Raw genomic sequence first — 14,118 nt, 5'->3', positions numbered from 1 at the left:
TCAGCCACCGCCCAGGATGTCGGCCGTCTGCTGGAGACCGTCCACCGTGCCGACCACGACCACGAGGTCGCCGCCGACGAACACGAAGTCCGGTCGGGGCGAGGGCGAGACCGCGCCCGCGCGCACCACCGCCACGATCGACGCACCCGTGCGGGTGCGCAACTCGGTCTCGCCGAGCGTGCGGCCGTCGAACACCGAGCCGGGCACGATCGGGAACTGCTTGGTCGAGATGCCCGCGATGTCCGAGTGCTCGTCGCGCAGCTGGGCGACGAGCTGCGGCGCGCCGAGCAGGCCGGCGAGCGTGCCCGCCTCGGTGGTGCTCAGCGGTATGGACGCCGAGCAGTCGTCGGGGTCCTCTTTGCTCGACACGATCAACTCGAACTTGCCGTCGCGGTAGGTGATCACCCCGATCCGCCGGCCCGAGCGGATCATGAAGTCCTGACGGGTCCCGATGCCGGGAAGTGGCGTGACCTCGACATTCATACTGTTCATGGTAAACGTCCGGCGTTTCGGACGCGTACGGTGCGCGTCGACGGCCCTGCCGGGGTTGTGACCCGCCCCACCCGGCACAATTGGTGACCGGACGAGTGGAGGAGGACGACCGTGGGACACGGTGAGCTGCGTGGCGTGGTGGCCCTGGACGGGCCGTCCGGCACCGGCAAGTCCTCGGCGGCCCGCCGGCTCGCGTCCGCGCTCGGTGCCCGCTACCTGGACACGGGCGCGATGTACCGGGCGGTGACGCTCGCCGTGCTGCGCTCGGGTGCCGACCTCGACGACGCCGACCGGGTCGCGGCCGTGGCCCGTGACGCGGGCCTGGCGCAGGGCACCGACCCGGCCGACTCCACCACCACACTGCGTGGCGAGGACGTCGGCGTCGAGATCCGCGGCCCCGAGGTGACCCGGGCGGTCTCCCCGGTGTCGGCCAACCCGGCGGTGCGCGAACTGCTCGTGGCCGAGCAGCGACGGATCGTGGCGCATGCGTTGTCCGCGGTCGGCGGCATCGTGGTCGAAGGGCGTGACATCGGCACCGTGGTCGTGCCGGACGCCGGTCTGAAGGTGTTCCTCACCGCCGACGCCCGTGCCCGTGCCCACCGCCGCGCGCGGCAGGACGGGCTGGAGTCCACTGTGGACGCGGTGCTGGCCGACGTCGAACGGCGTGACGCCTATGACTCGTCCCGCGCGGTCTCGCCACTGCGGCCCGCGCCCGACGCCGTCGAACTCGACACCACCGACCTCGACCTGGCGGGCGTGCTCGCCGCGCTGCTCGACCTGGCCGCCGGCCGGGGTCTCGTCGCCGGTCCGGTGCGCGGGTGAGCGGGTCGGGTCGGCTCCCCGAAGGCGGTCGCGACGGGGTGCACGACTTCGGTCGGTGGATCTCGCGCGTGCCGCTCAGGCTCGGGTACCGGGTGCGGGTGCACCACGCGGACCGCGTGCCGACCACCGGACCCGTCGTGGTCGTGGCCAACCACAGCTCGTTGGCCGACGGTCCACTGCTGTTCGGGATCGTGCCGCGACGCACGGTGTTCCTGATCAAGAACGAGATGTTCCGGGGTCCGGTCGGGCGGTTCCTGCGCAGGCTGGGCCAACTGCCGGTCCGGCGCGGCGAGCCCGACCGCGCACCGTTGATCGCGGCCCAGAAGGTGTTGCGCGCCGGCGGTGTCGTCGGCGTCTTCCCCGAGGGCACGCGGGGTTCGGGCGACGTCGCGGAGGCGCAGAAGGGCGCCGCGTGGCTGGCCCGCTCGACCGGCGCGCTCGTCGTGCCCGTCGCCTGCCGGGGCACCCGGCGCCCGGCCGGTACCGGACGTCGGTTCCGGCCGAAGGTGGACGTGCTGTTCGGCGAGGCTTTCGAGCTGCCCGCCGACAAGGGTAGGCAGGCGCTCGTCGCCGCCACCGAGCACGTCCGCGACCGCTTGGCCATGCTGGTGGCCGAGCTGGACGACCAGCGAGGAGAGGGATCGTGACGGACTTGGACGGCACGTGGGCGGACGAGTCCGACTGGGCCGCGTTCGACGACGCGGACTTCGCGGACGACCAGGCCGCAGCGCCGCAGCCGGTGCTGGCCGTGGTGGGCAGGCCGAACGTCGGCAAGTCGACCCTGGTCAACCGGATCATCGGCCGGCGCGAGGCCGTCGTGCAGGACGTGCCGGGCGTGACGCGTGACCGGGTGGCCTACGACGCGCTGTGGAACGGCCGCAAGTTCACGGTCGTCGACACCGGCGGTTGGGAGCCCGACGCGACCGGGATGATGGCGTCGGTCGCCGCCCAGGCCGAGCTGGCGATGAACACGGCGGACGCGATCCTGTTCGTCGTCGACGCGACCGTGGGCGCCACGACGACCGAGGAAGCGGCCGTGAAGGTGCTGCGGCGGTCCAAGCGTCCGGTGCTGCTCGTGGCCAACAAGGTCGACGACGAACGCCTGCTGGCCGAGGTGGCGTCCCTGTGGTCGTTGGGGCTCGGCGAGCCGTTGCCCGTGAGCGGCCTGCACGGCCGGGGTTCGGGCGACGTGCTGGACAAGATCCTGGACGTGCTGCCGGAGACCCCGCGCGACACCTTCGAGTCCGCTCGCGGCGGCCCGCGGCGGGTGGCCCTGGTCGGTCGGCCGAACGTGGGCAAGTCGTCCCTGCTCAACCGCCTGACGGGCGAGGAGCGCGCGGTCGTCGACTCGGTGGCGGGCACCACCGTCGACCCGGTGGACTCGCTGGTGGAACTCGACGACGAGGTGTGGCGGTTCGTCGACACGGCGGGCCTGCGCAAGCGGGTCAACTTCGCGTCGGGCGCGGAGTACTACGCGTCGTTGCGGACGAAGGCGGCCATCGAGTCCGCCGAGGTGGCGATCGTGCTGCTGGACGCGGCCGAGCCGTTGAGCGAGCAGGACCTGCGGGTGCTGTCGATGGTCGTCGACTCGGGCCGCGCGTGCGTGCTGGCGTTCAACAAGTGGGACCTGGTCGACGAGGACCGGCGCCACGCCATGGTCCGGGAGCTGGAGCGCGGCCTGGTCCGCGTGCCGTGGGCGGAGCGCGTCAACATCTCGGCGCTGACGGGGCGTTCGGTGCGCAAGCTGGCGCCGGCCCTGCGTACCGCGTTGACGTCGTGGGACACCCGCGTGCCGACCGGGCGCCTCAACTCGTGGCTGACGGAACTGATCGCCGCCACCCCGCCGCCGGTGCGGAGCGGCAAGCAGCCCAAGGTCCTGTTCGCCACGCAGGCTGCCACCAGGCCGCCCACGTTCGTGCTCTTCACGACCGGCTTCCTGGAGGCGGGCTACCGCCGGTTCATCGAGCGCCGCCTGCGGGAGGAGTTCGGCTTCGAGGGCAGTCCCGTGCGCATCTCCGTGCGGGTGCGTGAGAAGCGCCCGAAGAAGTAGCGCGGACCCCCGTGCGGAGCATGCGGGGGAGTGCGCTAAGCTATGCGAGCACCCCGAGAGATCGGGATGCGGCCGGGACGTGGCGCAGTTTGGTAGCGCACTTGACTGGGGGTCAAGGGGTCGCAGGTTCAAATCCTGTCGTCCCGACGGTCTGAGAGAAGCCGCTTCACACGGGTATTTGCCCAGGTGAGGCGGCTTCTCTCGTTTCCGGTCCCGATCTTGTGCATGATCGCCGGGATCATGCTTTGGGGACCATTCGGGGACCACGTTTCTCACACGGCGCGGAGGTTCGGCCGACGTGGGGACCGCAGGTGGCGGGACAGCATTTCGCCCGCGTCGGTGACCGAGCGCCGGTCCGGGTGCAGGTACCGCTGGGTGGTGGTCAGCGACCCGTGTCCGGCGATGCGCTGGAGGTGGTGCACGGGAACACCGGCGTCCGCCATCCACGTCAGTCCGGTGTGCCGCAGGCTGTGCCGCCGCAGGTGTTCGTATCCGAGTGCGGCTACGACCTCGTCCCAATGCGTCGCGTCCCGCAGGACCGCCGTGGAAATCCGGCCACCCCGAGGCCCGGTGAACAGGCGGGCGTCGGGATCACGGCCGACTCGGTCGATGCTGGCTTGGACCAGTGGCCGGATTTCCTCGATCAGGGGAACGGTGCGGGCGCGTTTGCCTTTCGTGCCTTTGTCCACCAGGCCGCCGGGGGACGTGGTGGTCTGTCGTCGGATGCGCCAGATCCACTCCGTCGTGTCGAGGTCACCGACACGGCATCCGGACACCTCCCCGATGCGGGCAGCGGTGCACGCGGCGAACAGTACGACGTTGCCCCAGCCTCGGAACTCGCCGTGCGAACGGGCCACCAGCGCGTCCGAGAGCCGAACGAGCGTTTCCCAGTCCGGCAGCGCCAGGGAACGGGGATCGTCCAACTCGTCTTCCGCACGGGCGTACTCGCGCTGCCATCCGCTGACCCGGGCCGGATTCCGGTCGATCAACCCGTCCCGCAACGCTTGCTCCATGACGCGGACAAGCGGTGCGATGCTGTTCTTCACCGTCGATCGGCTGCACTCGTCCGCGATCCAGGCGTGCACCGCACGGTCCACGACGCCGTTGGTGATCATCCGGACCGGGATGTGGCCGAGAGTGGGCACGACCCGCTTCCGCCAGCCCGCCAGATACGGGTCCAGCGTCTTCGCCTCCAGACCGCGCATGGCCAACCCCATGTTGGCGTTGCCGTAGTCGGTGAGGCTCATGGTCGCGACGGCGGGGTTGAGCCCGGTGGCAGCGGCGAGGATGAGCGCGTCCAGCCAGTCCCGGGCTTCGGTCTCCGTGTCGAAGGATTCCGACTTCGAAGAACGCTTCTTGGTGACCGGGTCGACCCACCGCGCGCGAGCCCGGTAGGGCGTCCGTCGATCAGGGCGGTGTTCGACATCGGTGGAGAGCGACACCCCGATCGGAAGTTGCACCGGATCGCTCATCACGCGGCCGTCCCCGGGTCGATTCGCCGTTCGGTCAACCATGCCTCGACATCCGCCGCGCTGTACAGCGTCACGCGTGTGGTCAGCCGGACGAACGGCGGCCCTTGGACCGGGCTCGATGTGCGCCAACGTCGCACCGTCGAGCTGTCGACGCCGAGCCGTGAAGCCAACTCGTCCGTCGTGTACCACTGGCTTTCCAGCATCGGTTCGTTCATGTCTTCCCCCTGGTCAAGCGGCTGCCGGTGGGACTGCTGAAACATCGGGCACCGCTCTGGCCCGTTCGTAGTCCGCCTTCCACGCCAGGCGTTGGGCGATCATGTGCAGGAGCAGTTCGGTGCGTGACGGGACGTGTGGGTCGCCGGGGCGTACGGGTGCCCAGCGCAGTCGGGCGGTGTCCGTGGTCGGAGTCTCGATTCCCGCCGCCGCGAGGGCTTCGCGGACGAACGCGGTGCGGTCCGCCTTGTGTTCGGCGAGGGTCTTGCCCGACCAGCGGCGGGAGACCAGGACTCGGCGGCCGGGCAGGCCGAGGGTGTCCCGGCGGTGTGCCTTGCCCTTGCAGTGGCCGGGTGTCGTGCGTGAGGTCGTGCCTTGTGGTTGGACGCCGTAGAGCAGCCATACCGCGCAACGTTGGGAGCACGGTGTCACCGCGAGTTCGGCGGCCAGGCGGTCGGCGTGGTCGGCCAGGCGTGGCGAGCTGTCGGCGTCGACTACCTCGGTGATCGACTTCGTGAGGTACTTGGTCAGGTAGCCGACGTGTCGTCCGGCTTCCTCCGTGCCGCCGAGGATGCCTTTCGAGTGCACCTGGGGGCCGAACGTGGCGAGGTGTGCGGGTTTGTCGAGGTCGGCCACGGCGTCGGCCCAGGTGGTCAACGCCTTGCCGGTGTCGGGGTCGGTGAAGGTCCGGGCGTCGGCGTTCCACACAGGCAGGCGGTCGCCGCCGTAGACGGGGTGGTCGTGCGGTGGCCACCAGACCTGGAGGTAGGTGGCTGCGGTGACCTGGCGGACGATCCGGTGGGGGATCGAGCCGCGCACGGCGAAGTGGGCGTGCGGGGTGACGCGCCGTTGCGGCTCGACCGTGCCGAAGTACTGCACGTCGAAGCCGACGACCCGGCGCAGGTTCTGCCACCACCGGTCGACCAGCGACGCGAAGTGGACGGCGTCGCGGGCCGCCCGTCGGTAGTCGTAGGTGTCCGGGTCGACCGGAGCGCCGGTCGGACCGACCTTGCCGTAGGTGTCCAGGGTCAGGGTGATGAAGGTCGATGGTCGGTAGCGTCCGGCGAACTCGCGACCCACTGTCCGCTTGGACACGGCACGGCGGGGCAGGTTCGGCGAGTCCTGGCGACGCCGAGTGGAGCGGGCCGGAGGTTTGGCGGTGCGTTCCACGGCGGGGAGGCCACCGCGGACTCCTTCCGCCCGGATGTCCGCGTCTGCCTCGCGTAGTGCTTCGCGGAGGTCGTCCACCTGGTCGTGCGCGTCCTCGTGCTTCGCGCGTCGGTACTCGGCGGTGAGGTCGGCCCGGTAGGTGATCAGGGCGACTTGATCGGCGGTCGGGGCGTGGCGTTCGGCGACGGGTTCAGTGGCGAGGTGCCAGCCTTCCCGGCACTGTGCCATGCGTGAACGTCGGTTGCGATCGGCGCAGGCCGGGCACCGGGACGTGCGCGTGGAGTTGCAGCGGACGCCCACGATGCGCACCTCGCCGCTGTCCAGGTCGACGACTTCCCGCAGCACGGGCCGGACGCACACGCCGTGCTGTTCGGCCGCAGCCTTGACCACGTCCAGCGTCAGGGGCAGCCGTGCACGTTCGGCCGAGGTCATCGCGGCCACGTCCGAGGTGACCGCAGGAACGAGGTCGGTCATGCCGCCTCACCGTCCGTCAGGTACGCGGCCAGGGCCAGGAGGTCGGTATCGGTGACGTGGAACGCGCGGACGCGTTCGGGCAGACCGCGACCGTCCGTCTTCACCCAGGCGACGCCCGGAGTGTTCTCGTCGATCTCGTGCGCCGCCGCGCCCTTGGCCCGGACTCCGTCGCCCAGGACCATGTCCACCTGCACGGGTTCGTCGAGCCGCAGCGCGATGCGGGTCCCGAACAGGTGGCGGAACCCCACGACTTCCTTGCGCGGGTCCTGGACGAGCGCGAGCACGCAGAATCCGGGCGCGCGGCCCTGCGACACGATCGTCTGCAACGCCCGCGAAGCGCGTTCCCTCAGGTTCTGGTCGGACTGGTAGGCGACCAGGTCCGCCAACTCGTCCACGACCAGGACAGTGAACGGCTCGTCGTCGACCCGCGTCCACAACCGGCGCACACCGCGATACCGGTCCGCCCGATCCTTGACCTGGACCGCCAGGTCTTCCAACAACTCCACGGCCTGGACGCCGTTGTCGTACACGACGCGGTCGAAAGCCTCTGGGCACTGGCCGAGTTCCATACCGCCCTTGGGATCGACGCCCACCAGGCGCACCAAGCCGTCACGGATCGCCGGGGCCAGGTGCCACACGATCGACCACAGCACCGACGCTTTACCCGAGCCCTGCACGCCGACGCCCAGAACCTGGTTGCCCTGCAAGCGAATCCGCCACGACGAACCGGATTCCGTGCATCCGACCGTGACCCGCTTCAAGTCGACACCGGACGACACGTCGACCAAGGCGGGCGCGGGGATGCTGCGCGACAGGGGGTCGGAGTGCATGAAGTCCAGCTCGACCACCCGGGGCCGCAGGACCCTGATCCGGCACGACCGGGCGCCGAACGAGTGCGCCAGGCCGTCGCGCCGCAGCTCCCAGGCATCAGAGGACTGGGCCGGGATCATCCGTACCCGGACCCGGTCACGCCATCCTTCGGAGCGGACGTGCCGCAGGCTGGGCCGGTACTCGCGCCCGCGAACGTCCTTCGTCAGTTCGGCCAGCCTCATGACGGTCCGCCAGCGCGGGGCGTACACCACAGCCCGCCGCCACTCCGTAACCAGCCGGTACCAGCAGAGCCGCCGAAATGAGTGTGGGGCCACCTTTGCCCACAGCGCCAGGACTCCGGCGAGGCCCGTGCAGGTGAGGCCCACAGGCCACCAGCCGTGCCGCCACACGCACCAGGCCGCCACGAGCGGCGCTACAAACGTGACCGGGTACCGCACAGCCGTGAGTACGAACCGCCCCAGGGCTACGACCACTAGCCACGCCAACGCAACCACGACCGCCAGGCACTTCAGCTTGCCCGGCAACAACATCCACCACGGCAGCCGAGGGCGGACACCCTCGAACGGCGCCGGATCGACCCAGCGCGACATCAGAGGTCACCGCCGAAAGTCCACTCCGACAGGCGAGTGTCACCACTTGACGAACGACCACGAACAACAGATACGCTTGACACGACTGGAACTCCTTGTGGCTCAACACGACCAGGAGACAGCCAGTCGGGTGTGTCGCCGGGGAGCAGCCAGAGCCCGCCAAGACTTTCGGACTGCTCCCCGTGCGACCACACCCACCGGCCGCGATCTTCTTTAGCCACCCACTTCGGGGCGTGCGTCATCCACACGCGACTGTCGGGCGCGCGGTGTCCCTGCTACTACTGGGCCTACTCCCGTTCGGTCTTGGTCAGCTTCTCCGCGTGGTTGTCCTCCACCGTCGCGCAGGCAAGGGATTCGTGTTGGTGCGCGGCATCTTTGTCCGCGACCAGTCGGTAGAGCGTCGCCGCCCGTCGATGGAACAGAAGTTGGGCGGCGTCCGTCGCACCGGGCCTCGGCCGGAGTCGCCAGGCAAGGATGTGGGCCTCCCGCAACGTCAGGACGTTCTCGGCTTCGGCCCACTCACCGGGCAAGTTTTCCGGCGCGATGCCCTGACCGGAAACCCGTTCAGGTCCGTAGGCCCCGCTCATGACCGCTCCCGGTGGCCGCTCATTCGGGCAACCTCCCGGCGCCGGTCTCGCCCAGGTTTCCGTACCGGCTTTCGTCACCGTGCGGCCGGAACCAGCTCGAAGCCTGTTGGTTCAGCGCACGCATGGTCGTGTCCGGTGACTGGCCGTGCCGCCCGGACTGAGGGTCCACCTGCGCGGCCAACCGCACGCAGTGCGACGCCATCTCCCGCAGGTAGGCCGCGAACTCGACCGCGCCGCCGGGTCGGTCCGTCGGACCGATGACGATCACTTCGTCCGGTCGGACTTCCAGGCACAACGCGCGGAGGTCCGAGTTCGGCCACTTGATCACGTCGACCGTCGGCGCGGGGCCGAGTGAGAACGTTGCTCGCAACATCAGAAGGCCCCCTCTCAGGCCGCAGTCGTGCCGTTGTCCGCCTTGCGGGAACCGCGCGTGGCCGTGTTGGGGGAGAGCATCCGATCGGCCCAGACGGTGTACGCGATCCACCCGTCACGGACGTACGGCGTCACCTTCAACCCCTCGAACACGGCCGGGCGGAACGGCGTCCCCGCCAGGGTCTCCGGGGGGACCGGCTGGTACTCCGAAGCGATCTTCACCACCTGGCCGGTGTTCCGGCCCTTGGCCGAGGGATCGGTGCCTTGGGCCAGCCACACCGGCAGCCCGGTCACCTTGTCCACCGCCGGACGCGGTGACTTGCCTTCCACGTATTCCGATGCCCGTTCCACGCTCAGCACGAAGAACCCTTCCGGGAACAGTTCGTCGAACGTGATCGGGAACCGGTGGCCACCCGCAATCGCCATGTCAGTCGTCCTCCGAGGTAATCCGCTGGTCTGCGTCGCTCGCGTTTTTGATCAAGAGTTCTCCGACGACCCGTGCGTCGTCCGGGGAGAACCTGAGTTCACGCTGGCCGGGAACCGACAGGACGACCGAACCGTGTTCGGTGTACACCCATCCGTACTGTTCGGACCCGTCCGTCTCCGGTCGCGACACGGGAGGCCGCTCCGTTTCGCCGGAGCTGTGACCTGCCGTGGCTGCCATCCCTTGCCCTTTCGTAGTGGCTTTCCTGGCACGTACAGGTTCGGCGATCCGGGCCGATCGCTGTCGGACGCGGGCGCATACGCCGCACGGCCCAGTCCTGCGCATATGCGCCTGACGCATACGTGCTGGTAGTCGTGTTCCATCGTGGCTAGACTCATATGTGCCGGACGATCCACAGGGGGTTGTGAATGTCGGACGCGCCTCTCCACGACGAAGAGTTCTGGTCACAGCCGGAACTGCGGCAGGCATTGCGCGAACGCCATATCGGCCGCGTGATGCGTGCCTATCGACAAGCGCAATCGCCGGAGGTCAAGCAGGTCGACCTTGGCCGCTGGATCAACCTCAGCCAAGGGCAGTTGAGCCGGGTGGAGCGGTCGTCGGTGGCCGTGACCGACCTGGCGAAGCTCATTCCGTGGGCCGAGGCGATGAGGATTCCCCGTCATCTGCTGTGGTTCACCTGGCCGGACATGGAACACGACGAAGCAGAGGAAGGACCCGAGGTGCGACGCCGGGACGTGCTCAAGGCAGCGGGTATCGCCGCCGCGAGCGTCGAACTGATCACGAACTCGCCGTGGCAGCGCCTACAGGACTCCCTGGATCAGGAACGTCCTGTGGACGACGCCACGGTCAGGCTCATGCGGGACCGCACTGCGGACCTGTTCCAGACCGAGGAGACCGTGCCCGCGAGCCAACTTCTGGATTCGCTCGAAGGTCACGGGAACACGCTGCAAAGCTTGATCAAGAACGCCCGGTCGGACCGCACGCGTCGAGACTTGGTGGTCGCGTTGGGTGAGACGAAGGCCCTGACCGGCTGGGTCCTGTTCGACACCGGCCGAGGCAACGAGGCCGCGAACGCGTGGCGCGAAACCCTCAAGATCGCCAAGGCCGTCGACGACGGCGCGTTGGCCGCGTGTGCTCTGGGCTACTGGAGCTACCTGGCCGCGTCCCGCAACGACACCGGCCCGGCGAGCAAGCTGCTCCACCAGGCCCACGACATGGTGCCCGGTTCGTCGGCACCCGCAACGCGTTCATGGATCGCGGCCAGGCAGGCGGAAGAACTCGCCCGGCTTGGCGACGAGACCGGAGCGCTCCGCTCGATCGAACGCGCGATCACGGCCTACGACTTCGCCCAACCCCGGACGGAACGGTCCTGGACCGGGTTCTTCTCGGCGAGCCGTCTGGGCAGTATGACCGTGTCGACCTACACGATCATGAGGCACCGGGACGCGGATGCGGTCGCGGGCTCGTTGCTCGATTCCTTGTCGCCCAGGGACAACAAGGTCCGCGCACTGATCCTCGCCGACCTCGCCACGTCGGCAGCGTCGACCAAGGACTACGACAAGGCAGGCGAGCTGGCGACCCAGGCTGGCCGCCTGGCGGTGCGAACGGAAGCCAGCCTGGCCAAGACCCGATTGCTCACCCTCGCGTCGACCCTGCCCACGACCAGGACCGGCCCCGAGACGGCACTGCGAGACCGGATCGCCGTCGCCCTGCACTAGCCCCGAGTTTCGTCAGTGATCCACTTCAGGTAGTCGGGATTGCCGCCGACGATCGGCAGCGCGACCACCTCGGGCGTGTCGTAGGAGTGGTTCGCCTTGATGAACGCGGTCAGCTCGTCCAGGCGATCACGGGCCGACTTGATCCAGAGCTGCCACTCCTGATCGTCCTGGACCACTCCGTCCCAGCGGTAGACGCTGCGAATCGGGCTGCTGACCTGCACGCACGCGGCCAGCCTGGCGTCCACGATCGCCTTCGCGAGTTCAGCCGCACTCTCGGCGCTGTCGGTGGTCGAGATGACCACCACGTGCTCATCCGTCACGTCGTCCCTCTCAGATCGGATTGCCGACCCGAGCGTAGCGAGCTGACCGCTCATGCGACGCGTTGAAGAATTCAGCTTTAGGGGATCAAGGCGTGCCGCCTGCGGCGGCACGCTGCGACGTCGAGCCGCGCCAGGTGCCCACCACCGTCACGCCGCCTTTCGCATCGGGGCGCGCCGGGCTCCCGCTCCGCTCCGCCCGTCGGCCCCGCGCGAAGGCGACGCACGTGGTCGGGCCGCGCGCCGCCGTAGCCCGTTCCGTGAAGGACTCAAGCACTTCAACGGCAGCGGCGTCGGTCCCAACACGGCGTTTGTGAGCCTTCCCGCCGAGGCCCCGGGATTGTTTAACGCCGGGACAGCGGCATCAAGGGCGCTACGCGTCGCTGCGCGATGGCCTACGGCCACCCTTGACACCGCTGTCCCGGCGCTAACCGGCGGCAAGGGCCGGGGGAACGGGGCGAGAAGCCCACGGTGGTCCACCGAACCGATGTCGACGACCTGAAGGCGAGGGGCAATGCGCGGCACCAGGAACAGCGAGCCCGGACAGTTTGCGCTGTGGGGAGTCTACGAACTCGACAACATCGCGGTCGCCCACGCCAACCGCGCCACGCATCGTCGTACGGTGCCCACCTCATCCACCGTGCGGCCGAGGCTTCCGCTCGCACCGGCATTTCGGGCACCGGCTTGCCCCTCGCCAATATTTCTAGCCCCGGCACGGGAGCGGGGGTGCCACTCGGCTTGTCGGCCCACACATTCCGATGTGACGACGGTGATCGTCTTTCAGGAGCCTGGACTTCCGGCGGCATCATGCCCCGGCGAGGGTGCGCCGGATCGCTGGACAACCTGTCGTCTACGTCTTTGGAGGCTGTCCAGGTTGGGGACCACGTGGGGACCACACGGCCTGCGCCGAGGCACACAACGCGCTCGTCCCTGGACAACATAAGCGATCAATACACCGCTATTGATCTGCGAGGATGCCCACTTCGGCGTCCTGGGGGTCAAGGGGTCGCAGGTTCAAATCCTGTCGTCCCGACGGTCTGAGGAAGCCCGCTGGATCGGCGCGATAAGCGCAGGTCAGCGGGCTTTTTCATGCGTTCGGAACGATCTTCAAAGTGGTCACGGGACAGTAACGAAACGATCTTCGTGGGTGTTGTGAAGGAGCGGATCAGGAGCGACTCGCTCCTGATTTTTGACCAACACCAAATGGGGTCGCCACCCGAACGGGTGGTTCTGCCGAACCTACCTCGACCTGGCCCGATCTGCGCCGGTCCGACGTGAACCGATGTGAACCGGGAGGCTCGTTGAGGGTGTATTGGTCGAGGTGGCCGACGATGCGGCGTCGAGCAGGCGGCGCTGAGGGCGGTCGTGGTCGGGGGTGTTGTCGGAGGGCGAGTTCGGTGGGCTGGTGCGTGGTGTCATAGGCGGACGCGTGGACGACGAGCCGGGGAGATGTCAGAAGGGCGGCTCCTCACCTCTGACCGCCCATGGGGCCACGGGTGCCGGTGGCAACGCACTAGCGGGCAGTGGCAGGCTGGCGACGACGTAGAGGTTCAGGATGTCGTCGCGGTCCATGAACATGATCTGACTGCGTTTGGTCGCGTCGAGGGCGTTGCCGAGCCAGTTGCGCGCCGCCTTGGTGATCTCTCCTCCGGCCACGATGAACGCGTGGTCGACCAGAACTCGCCGGTTGGTCTCCGGGTCGAAGATCTCGTGTGCCAGCATCATGAGGGCCTGGTTGTAGATCTCCGCCATGTTGGTGTTGCCGGCCTTGGTGACGCCCGAGGCGTCGAGCTTGCCCTTCTTCGCCTGGATGCCGAAGTAGAGGATGTGCTGGGTGGGCAGCGTGTAGCGCATCCAGACGTCCTTGCCGTACTCCAGCGCCTTGTCCCTGTGGCCTGCGGCCGTGATCCTGTGGTACCCGAGTTGCCGGAACAGCGGCAGCAGCACCTCTTCGATGAGGTCGTCCTCGCTGCAGTCGTCCAGGTAGGCGGTCAGGAGTTGCCGTCTCTCCTGTTCGGCCTTGCTAAACGGTCGGTGCGGATTGGCTGCGAGCACTGTGACGGTCCGGCTGCCCTGGTGACGCAAGTAGCAGTGCTCGTCCTCGCCGTAGAACGCCTCGAAGCCCTCGCGGCCGAGGACCTCGTTGAGCTGCGCCAGGGCGCGGGGGCGATCCGGCCCTTCGTTGTGCCGGTCGGCCGGACTCATGAGCTGGTCGATAAGACGGCAGAAGATCTCGGGTGGGCGGGTGGGGCCGTCGTGGGGCTCGGCCAGCATCGTCTCCAGGACGTCGGCAACCCAGCGATGGCGAGTGGAGCCGTCGTGTTCGTACTCCGTGTCCAGCTCGCGAAAGAACTCGGTGATGTACATGCTGGAGCGGTACGGGAAGTACCTCGCCTCGTCCTCGTTCTGAGGGTCGTCGCGGCCGATGTTGCCAACGACCAGGTCAGCCAGTGCTTCGAGATTTCGGCGCTTGAACCTCACCTGTCCATTCTCGCAAACAGCCCTCAACCTCGGTCGCTTTGCAGTCACCGCGCCAGCGGTTCCCAGGCGCCGTCCCACGACAGG

Annotated in this window: 14 protein-coding genes and 1 tRNA gene; 5 read left to right on the top strand and 10 right to left on the bottom strand. The window is 68.7% G+C overall.

Translation table 11 applies throughout. The features are described from left to right. The gene (locus F4559_RS24050) at nt 1-483 is read right to left on the bottom strand and encodes a cation:proton antiporter regulatory subunit (protein WP_184672288.1); all 483 of its coding nucleotides are present in this window, start codon (nt 481-483) and stop codon (nt 1-3) included. A gap of 120 nt (nt 484-603) precedes the next feature. On the opposite strand from F4559_RS24050, the gene cmk reads away from it, so the two are divergent. The 4 genes from cmk (at nt 604) to F4559_RS24030 (ending at nt 3,511) form a co-directional block, all read left to right on the top strand. After that, a complete protein-coding gene (gene cmk / locus F4559_RS24045) occupies nt 604-1,314 on the top strand; it encodes a (d)CMP kinase (RefSeq protein WP_184672286.1) in 711 nt (236 codons plus the stop codon). Beyond that, nucleotides 1,311-1,961, top strand: a complete 651-nt coding sequence (locus F4559_RS24040) for a lysophospholipid acyltransferase family protein (protein ID WP_184672284.1) — start codon at nt 1,311-1,313, stop codon at nt 1,959-1,961. The genes cmk and F4559_RS24040 overlap by 4 nt, the downstream gene beginning before the upstream one ends. Next, on the top strand, nt 1,958-3,364 hold the full coding sequence (gene der / locus F4559_RS24035) for a ribosome biogenesis GTPase Der (protein WP_184672282.1): 1,407 nt from the start codon (nt 1,958-1,960) through the stop codon (nt 3,362-3,364). The genes F4559_RS24040 and der overlap by 4 nt, the downstream gene beginning before the upstream one ends. Before the next feature lie 73 nt (nt 3,365-3,437). After that, a tRNA-Pro gene (locus tag F4559_RS24030) sits at nt 3,438-3,511 on the top strand. A 125-nt stretch (nt 3,512-3,636) separates the two neighbouring features. Here the strand turns inward: F4559_RS24030 and F4559_RS24025 are convergent. The 7 genes from F4559_RS24025 to F4559_RS23995 form a co-directional block, all read right to left on the bottom strand. After that, the gene (locus F4559_RS24025; protein ID WP_184672281.1) at nt 3,637-4,836 is read right to left on the bottom strand and encodes a tyrosine-type recombinase/integrase; all 1,200 of its coding nucleotides are present in this window, start codon (nt 4,834-4,836) and stop codon (nt 3,637-3,639) included. Further along, a complete protein-coding gene (locus F4559_RS24020) occupies nt 4,836-5,051 on the bottom strand; it encodes a helix-turn-helix transcriptional regulator (RefSeq protein ID WP_184672279.1) in 216 nt (71 codons plus the stop codon). The genes F4559_RS24025 and F4559_RS24020 overlap by 1 nt, the downstream gene beginning before the upstream one ends. A gap of 13 nt (nt 5,052-5,064) precedes the next feature. Next, nucleotides 5,065-6,693 (bottom strand): replication initiator, encoded by a 1,629-nt coding sequence (locus F4559_RS24015; protein WP_184672277.1) that lies wholly within the window; start codon nt 6,691-6,693, stop codon nt 5,065-5,067. Then, nucleotides 6,690-8,114, bottom strand: coding sequence for an ATP-binding protein (locus tag F4559_RS24010; protein ID WP_184672275.1), 1,425 nt, complete (start codon nt 8,112-8,114; stop codon nt 6,690-6,692). The genes F4559_RS24015 and F4559_RS24010 overlap by 4 nt, the downstream gene beginning before the upstream one ends. A gap of 287 nt (nt 8,115-8,401) precedes the next feature. Beyond that, a complete protein-coding gene (locus tag F4559_RS24005) occupies nt 8,402-8,701 on the bottom strand; it encodes an AMED_5909 family protein (RefSeq protein ID WP_184672273.1) in 300 nt (99 codons plus the stop codon). Between the two features lie 19 nt (nt 8,702-8,720). Continuing rightward, the gene (locus F4559_RS24000) at nt 8,721-9,074 is read right to left on the bottom strand and encodes a hypothetical protein (protein ID WP_184672272.1); all 354 of its coding nucleotides are present in this window, start codon (nt 9,072-9,074) and stop codon (nt 8,721-8,723) included. 14 nt (nt 9,075-9,088) lie between these two features. After that, nucleotides 9,089-9,499: a hypothetical protein gene (locus tag F4559_RS23995; RefSeq protein WP_184672270.1), complete on the bottom strand. Its 411-nt coding sequence runs from the start codon at nt 9,497-9,499 to the stop codon at nt 9,089-9,091. A 426-nt stretch (nt 9,500-9,925) separates the two neighbouring features. Between F4559_RS23995 and F4559_RS23990 the strand changes: the two genes are divergently transcribed. Continuing rightward, entirely contained in the window at nt 9,926-11,236 is a 1,311-nt protein-coding gene (locus tag F4559_RS23990; RefSeq protein ID WP_184672268.1) for an NsdA family TPR-like regulatory protein, read from the top strand. On the opposite strand, the gene cutA is transcribed toward F4559_RS23990, so the two are convergent. After that, a complete protein-coding gene (gene cutA / locus F4559_RS23985) occupies nt 11,233-11,610 on the bottom strand; it encodes a divalent-cation tolerance protein CutA (protein ID WP_184672266.1) in 378 nt (125 codons plus the stop codon). The genes F4559_RS23990 and cutA overlap by 4 nt on opposite strands. A gap of 1,395 nt (nt 11,611-13,005) precedes the next feature. Further along, nucleotides 13,006-14,034 carry a PDDEXK family nuclease gene (locus F4559_RS23980; RefSeq protein ID WP_184672264.1) on the bottom strand — a complete coding sequence of 343 codons (1,029 nt, stop codon included), beginning with the start codon at nt 14,032-14,034 and terminating at the stop codon, nt 13,006-13,008. Between the last annotated feature and the right edge of the window lie 84 nt (nt 14,035-14,118).

Origin of the sequence: Saccharothrix violaceirubra (assembly GCF_014203755.1) — a bacterium.
Classification (GTDB): Bacteria; Actinomycetota; Actinomycetes; order Mycobacteriales; family Pseudonocardiaceae; genus Actinosynnema; species Actinosynnema violaceirubrum.
Note: the sequence above shows the minus strand (reverse complement) of the source record. Positions and strands in the feature narration are given on the sequence as shown.

Coding starts and splice junctions, on each gene's coding strand:
- F4559_RS24050 (WP_184672288.1), bottom strand. CDS start 483: ATGAATGTCGAGGTCACGCCACTTCCCGGCATCGGGACCCGTCAGGAC.
- F4559_RS24025 (WP_184672281.1), bottom strand. CDS start 4,836: ATGAGCGATCCGGTGCAACTTCCGATCGGGGTGTCGCTCTCCACCGAT.
- F4559_RS24020 (WP_184672279.1), bottom strand. CDS start 5,051: ATGAACGAACCGATGCTGGAAAGCCAGTGGTACACGACGGACGAGTTG.
- F4559_RS24015 (WP_184672277.1), bottom strand. CDS start 6,693: ATGACCGACCTCGTTCCTGCGGTCACCTCGGACGTGGCCGCGATGACC.
- F4559_RS24010 (WP_184672275.1), bottom strand. CDS start 8,114: ATGTCGCGCTGGGTCGATCCGGCGCCGTTCGAGGGTGTCCGCCCTCGG.
- F4559_RS24005 (WP_184672273.1), bottom strand. CDS start 8,701: ATGAGCGGGGCCTACGGACCTGAACGGGTTTCCGGTCAGGGCATCGCG.
- F4559_RS24000 (WP_184672272.1), bottom strand. CDS start 9,074: ATGTTGCGAGCAACGTTCTCACTCGGCCCCGCGCCGACGGTCGACGTG.
- F4559_RS23995 (WP_184672270.1), bottom strand. CDS start 9,499: ATGGCGATTGCGGGTGGCCACCGGTTCCCGATCACGTTCGACGAACTG.
- F4559_RS23990 (WP_184672268.1), top strand. CDS start 9,926: ATGTCGGACGCGCCTCTCCACGACGAAGAGTTCTGGTCACAGCCGGAA.
- cutA (WP_184672266.1), bottom strand. CDS start 11,610: ATGAGCGGTCAGCTCGCTACGCTCGGGTCGGCAATCCGATCTGAGAGG.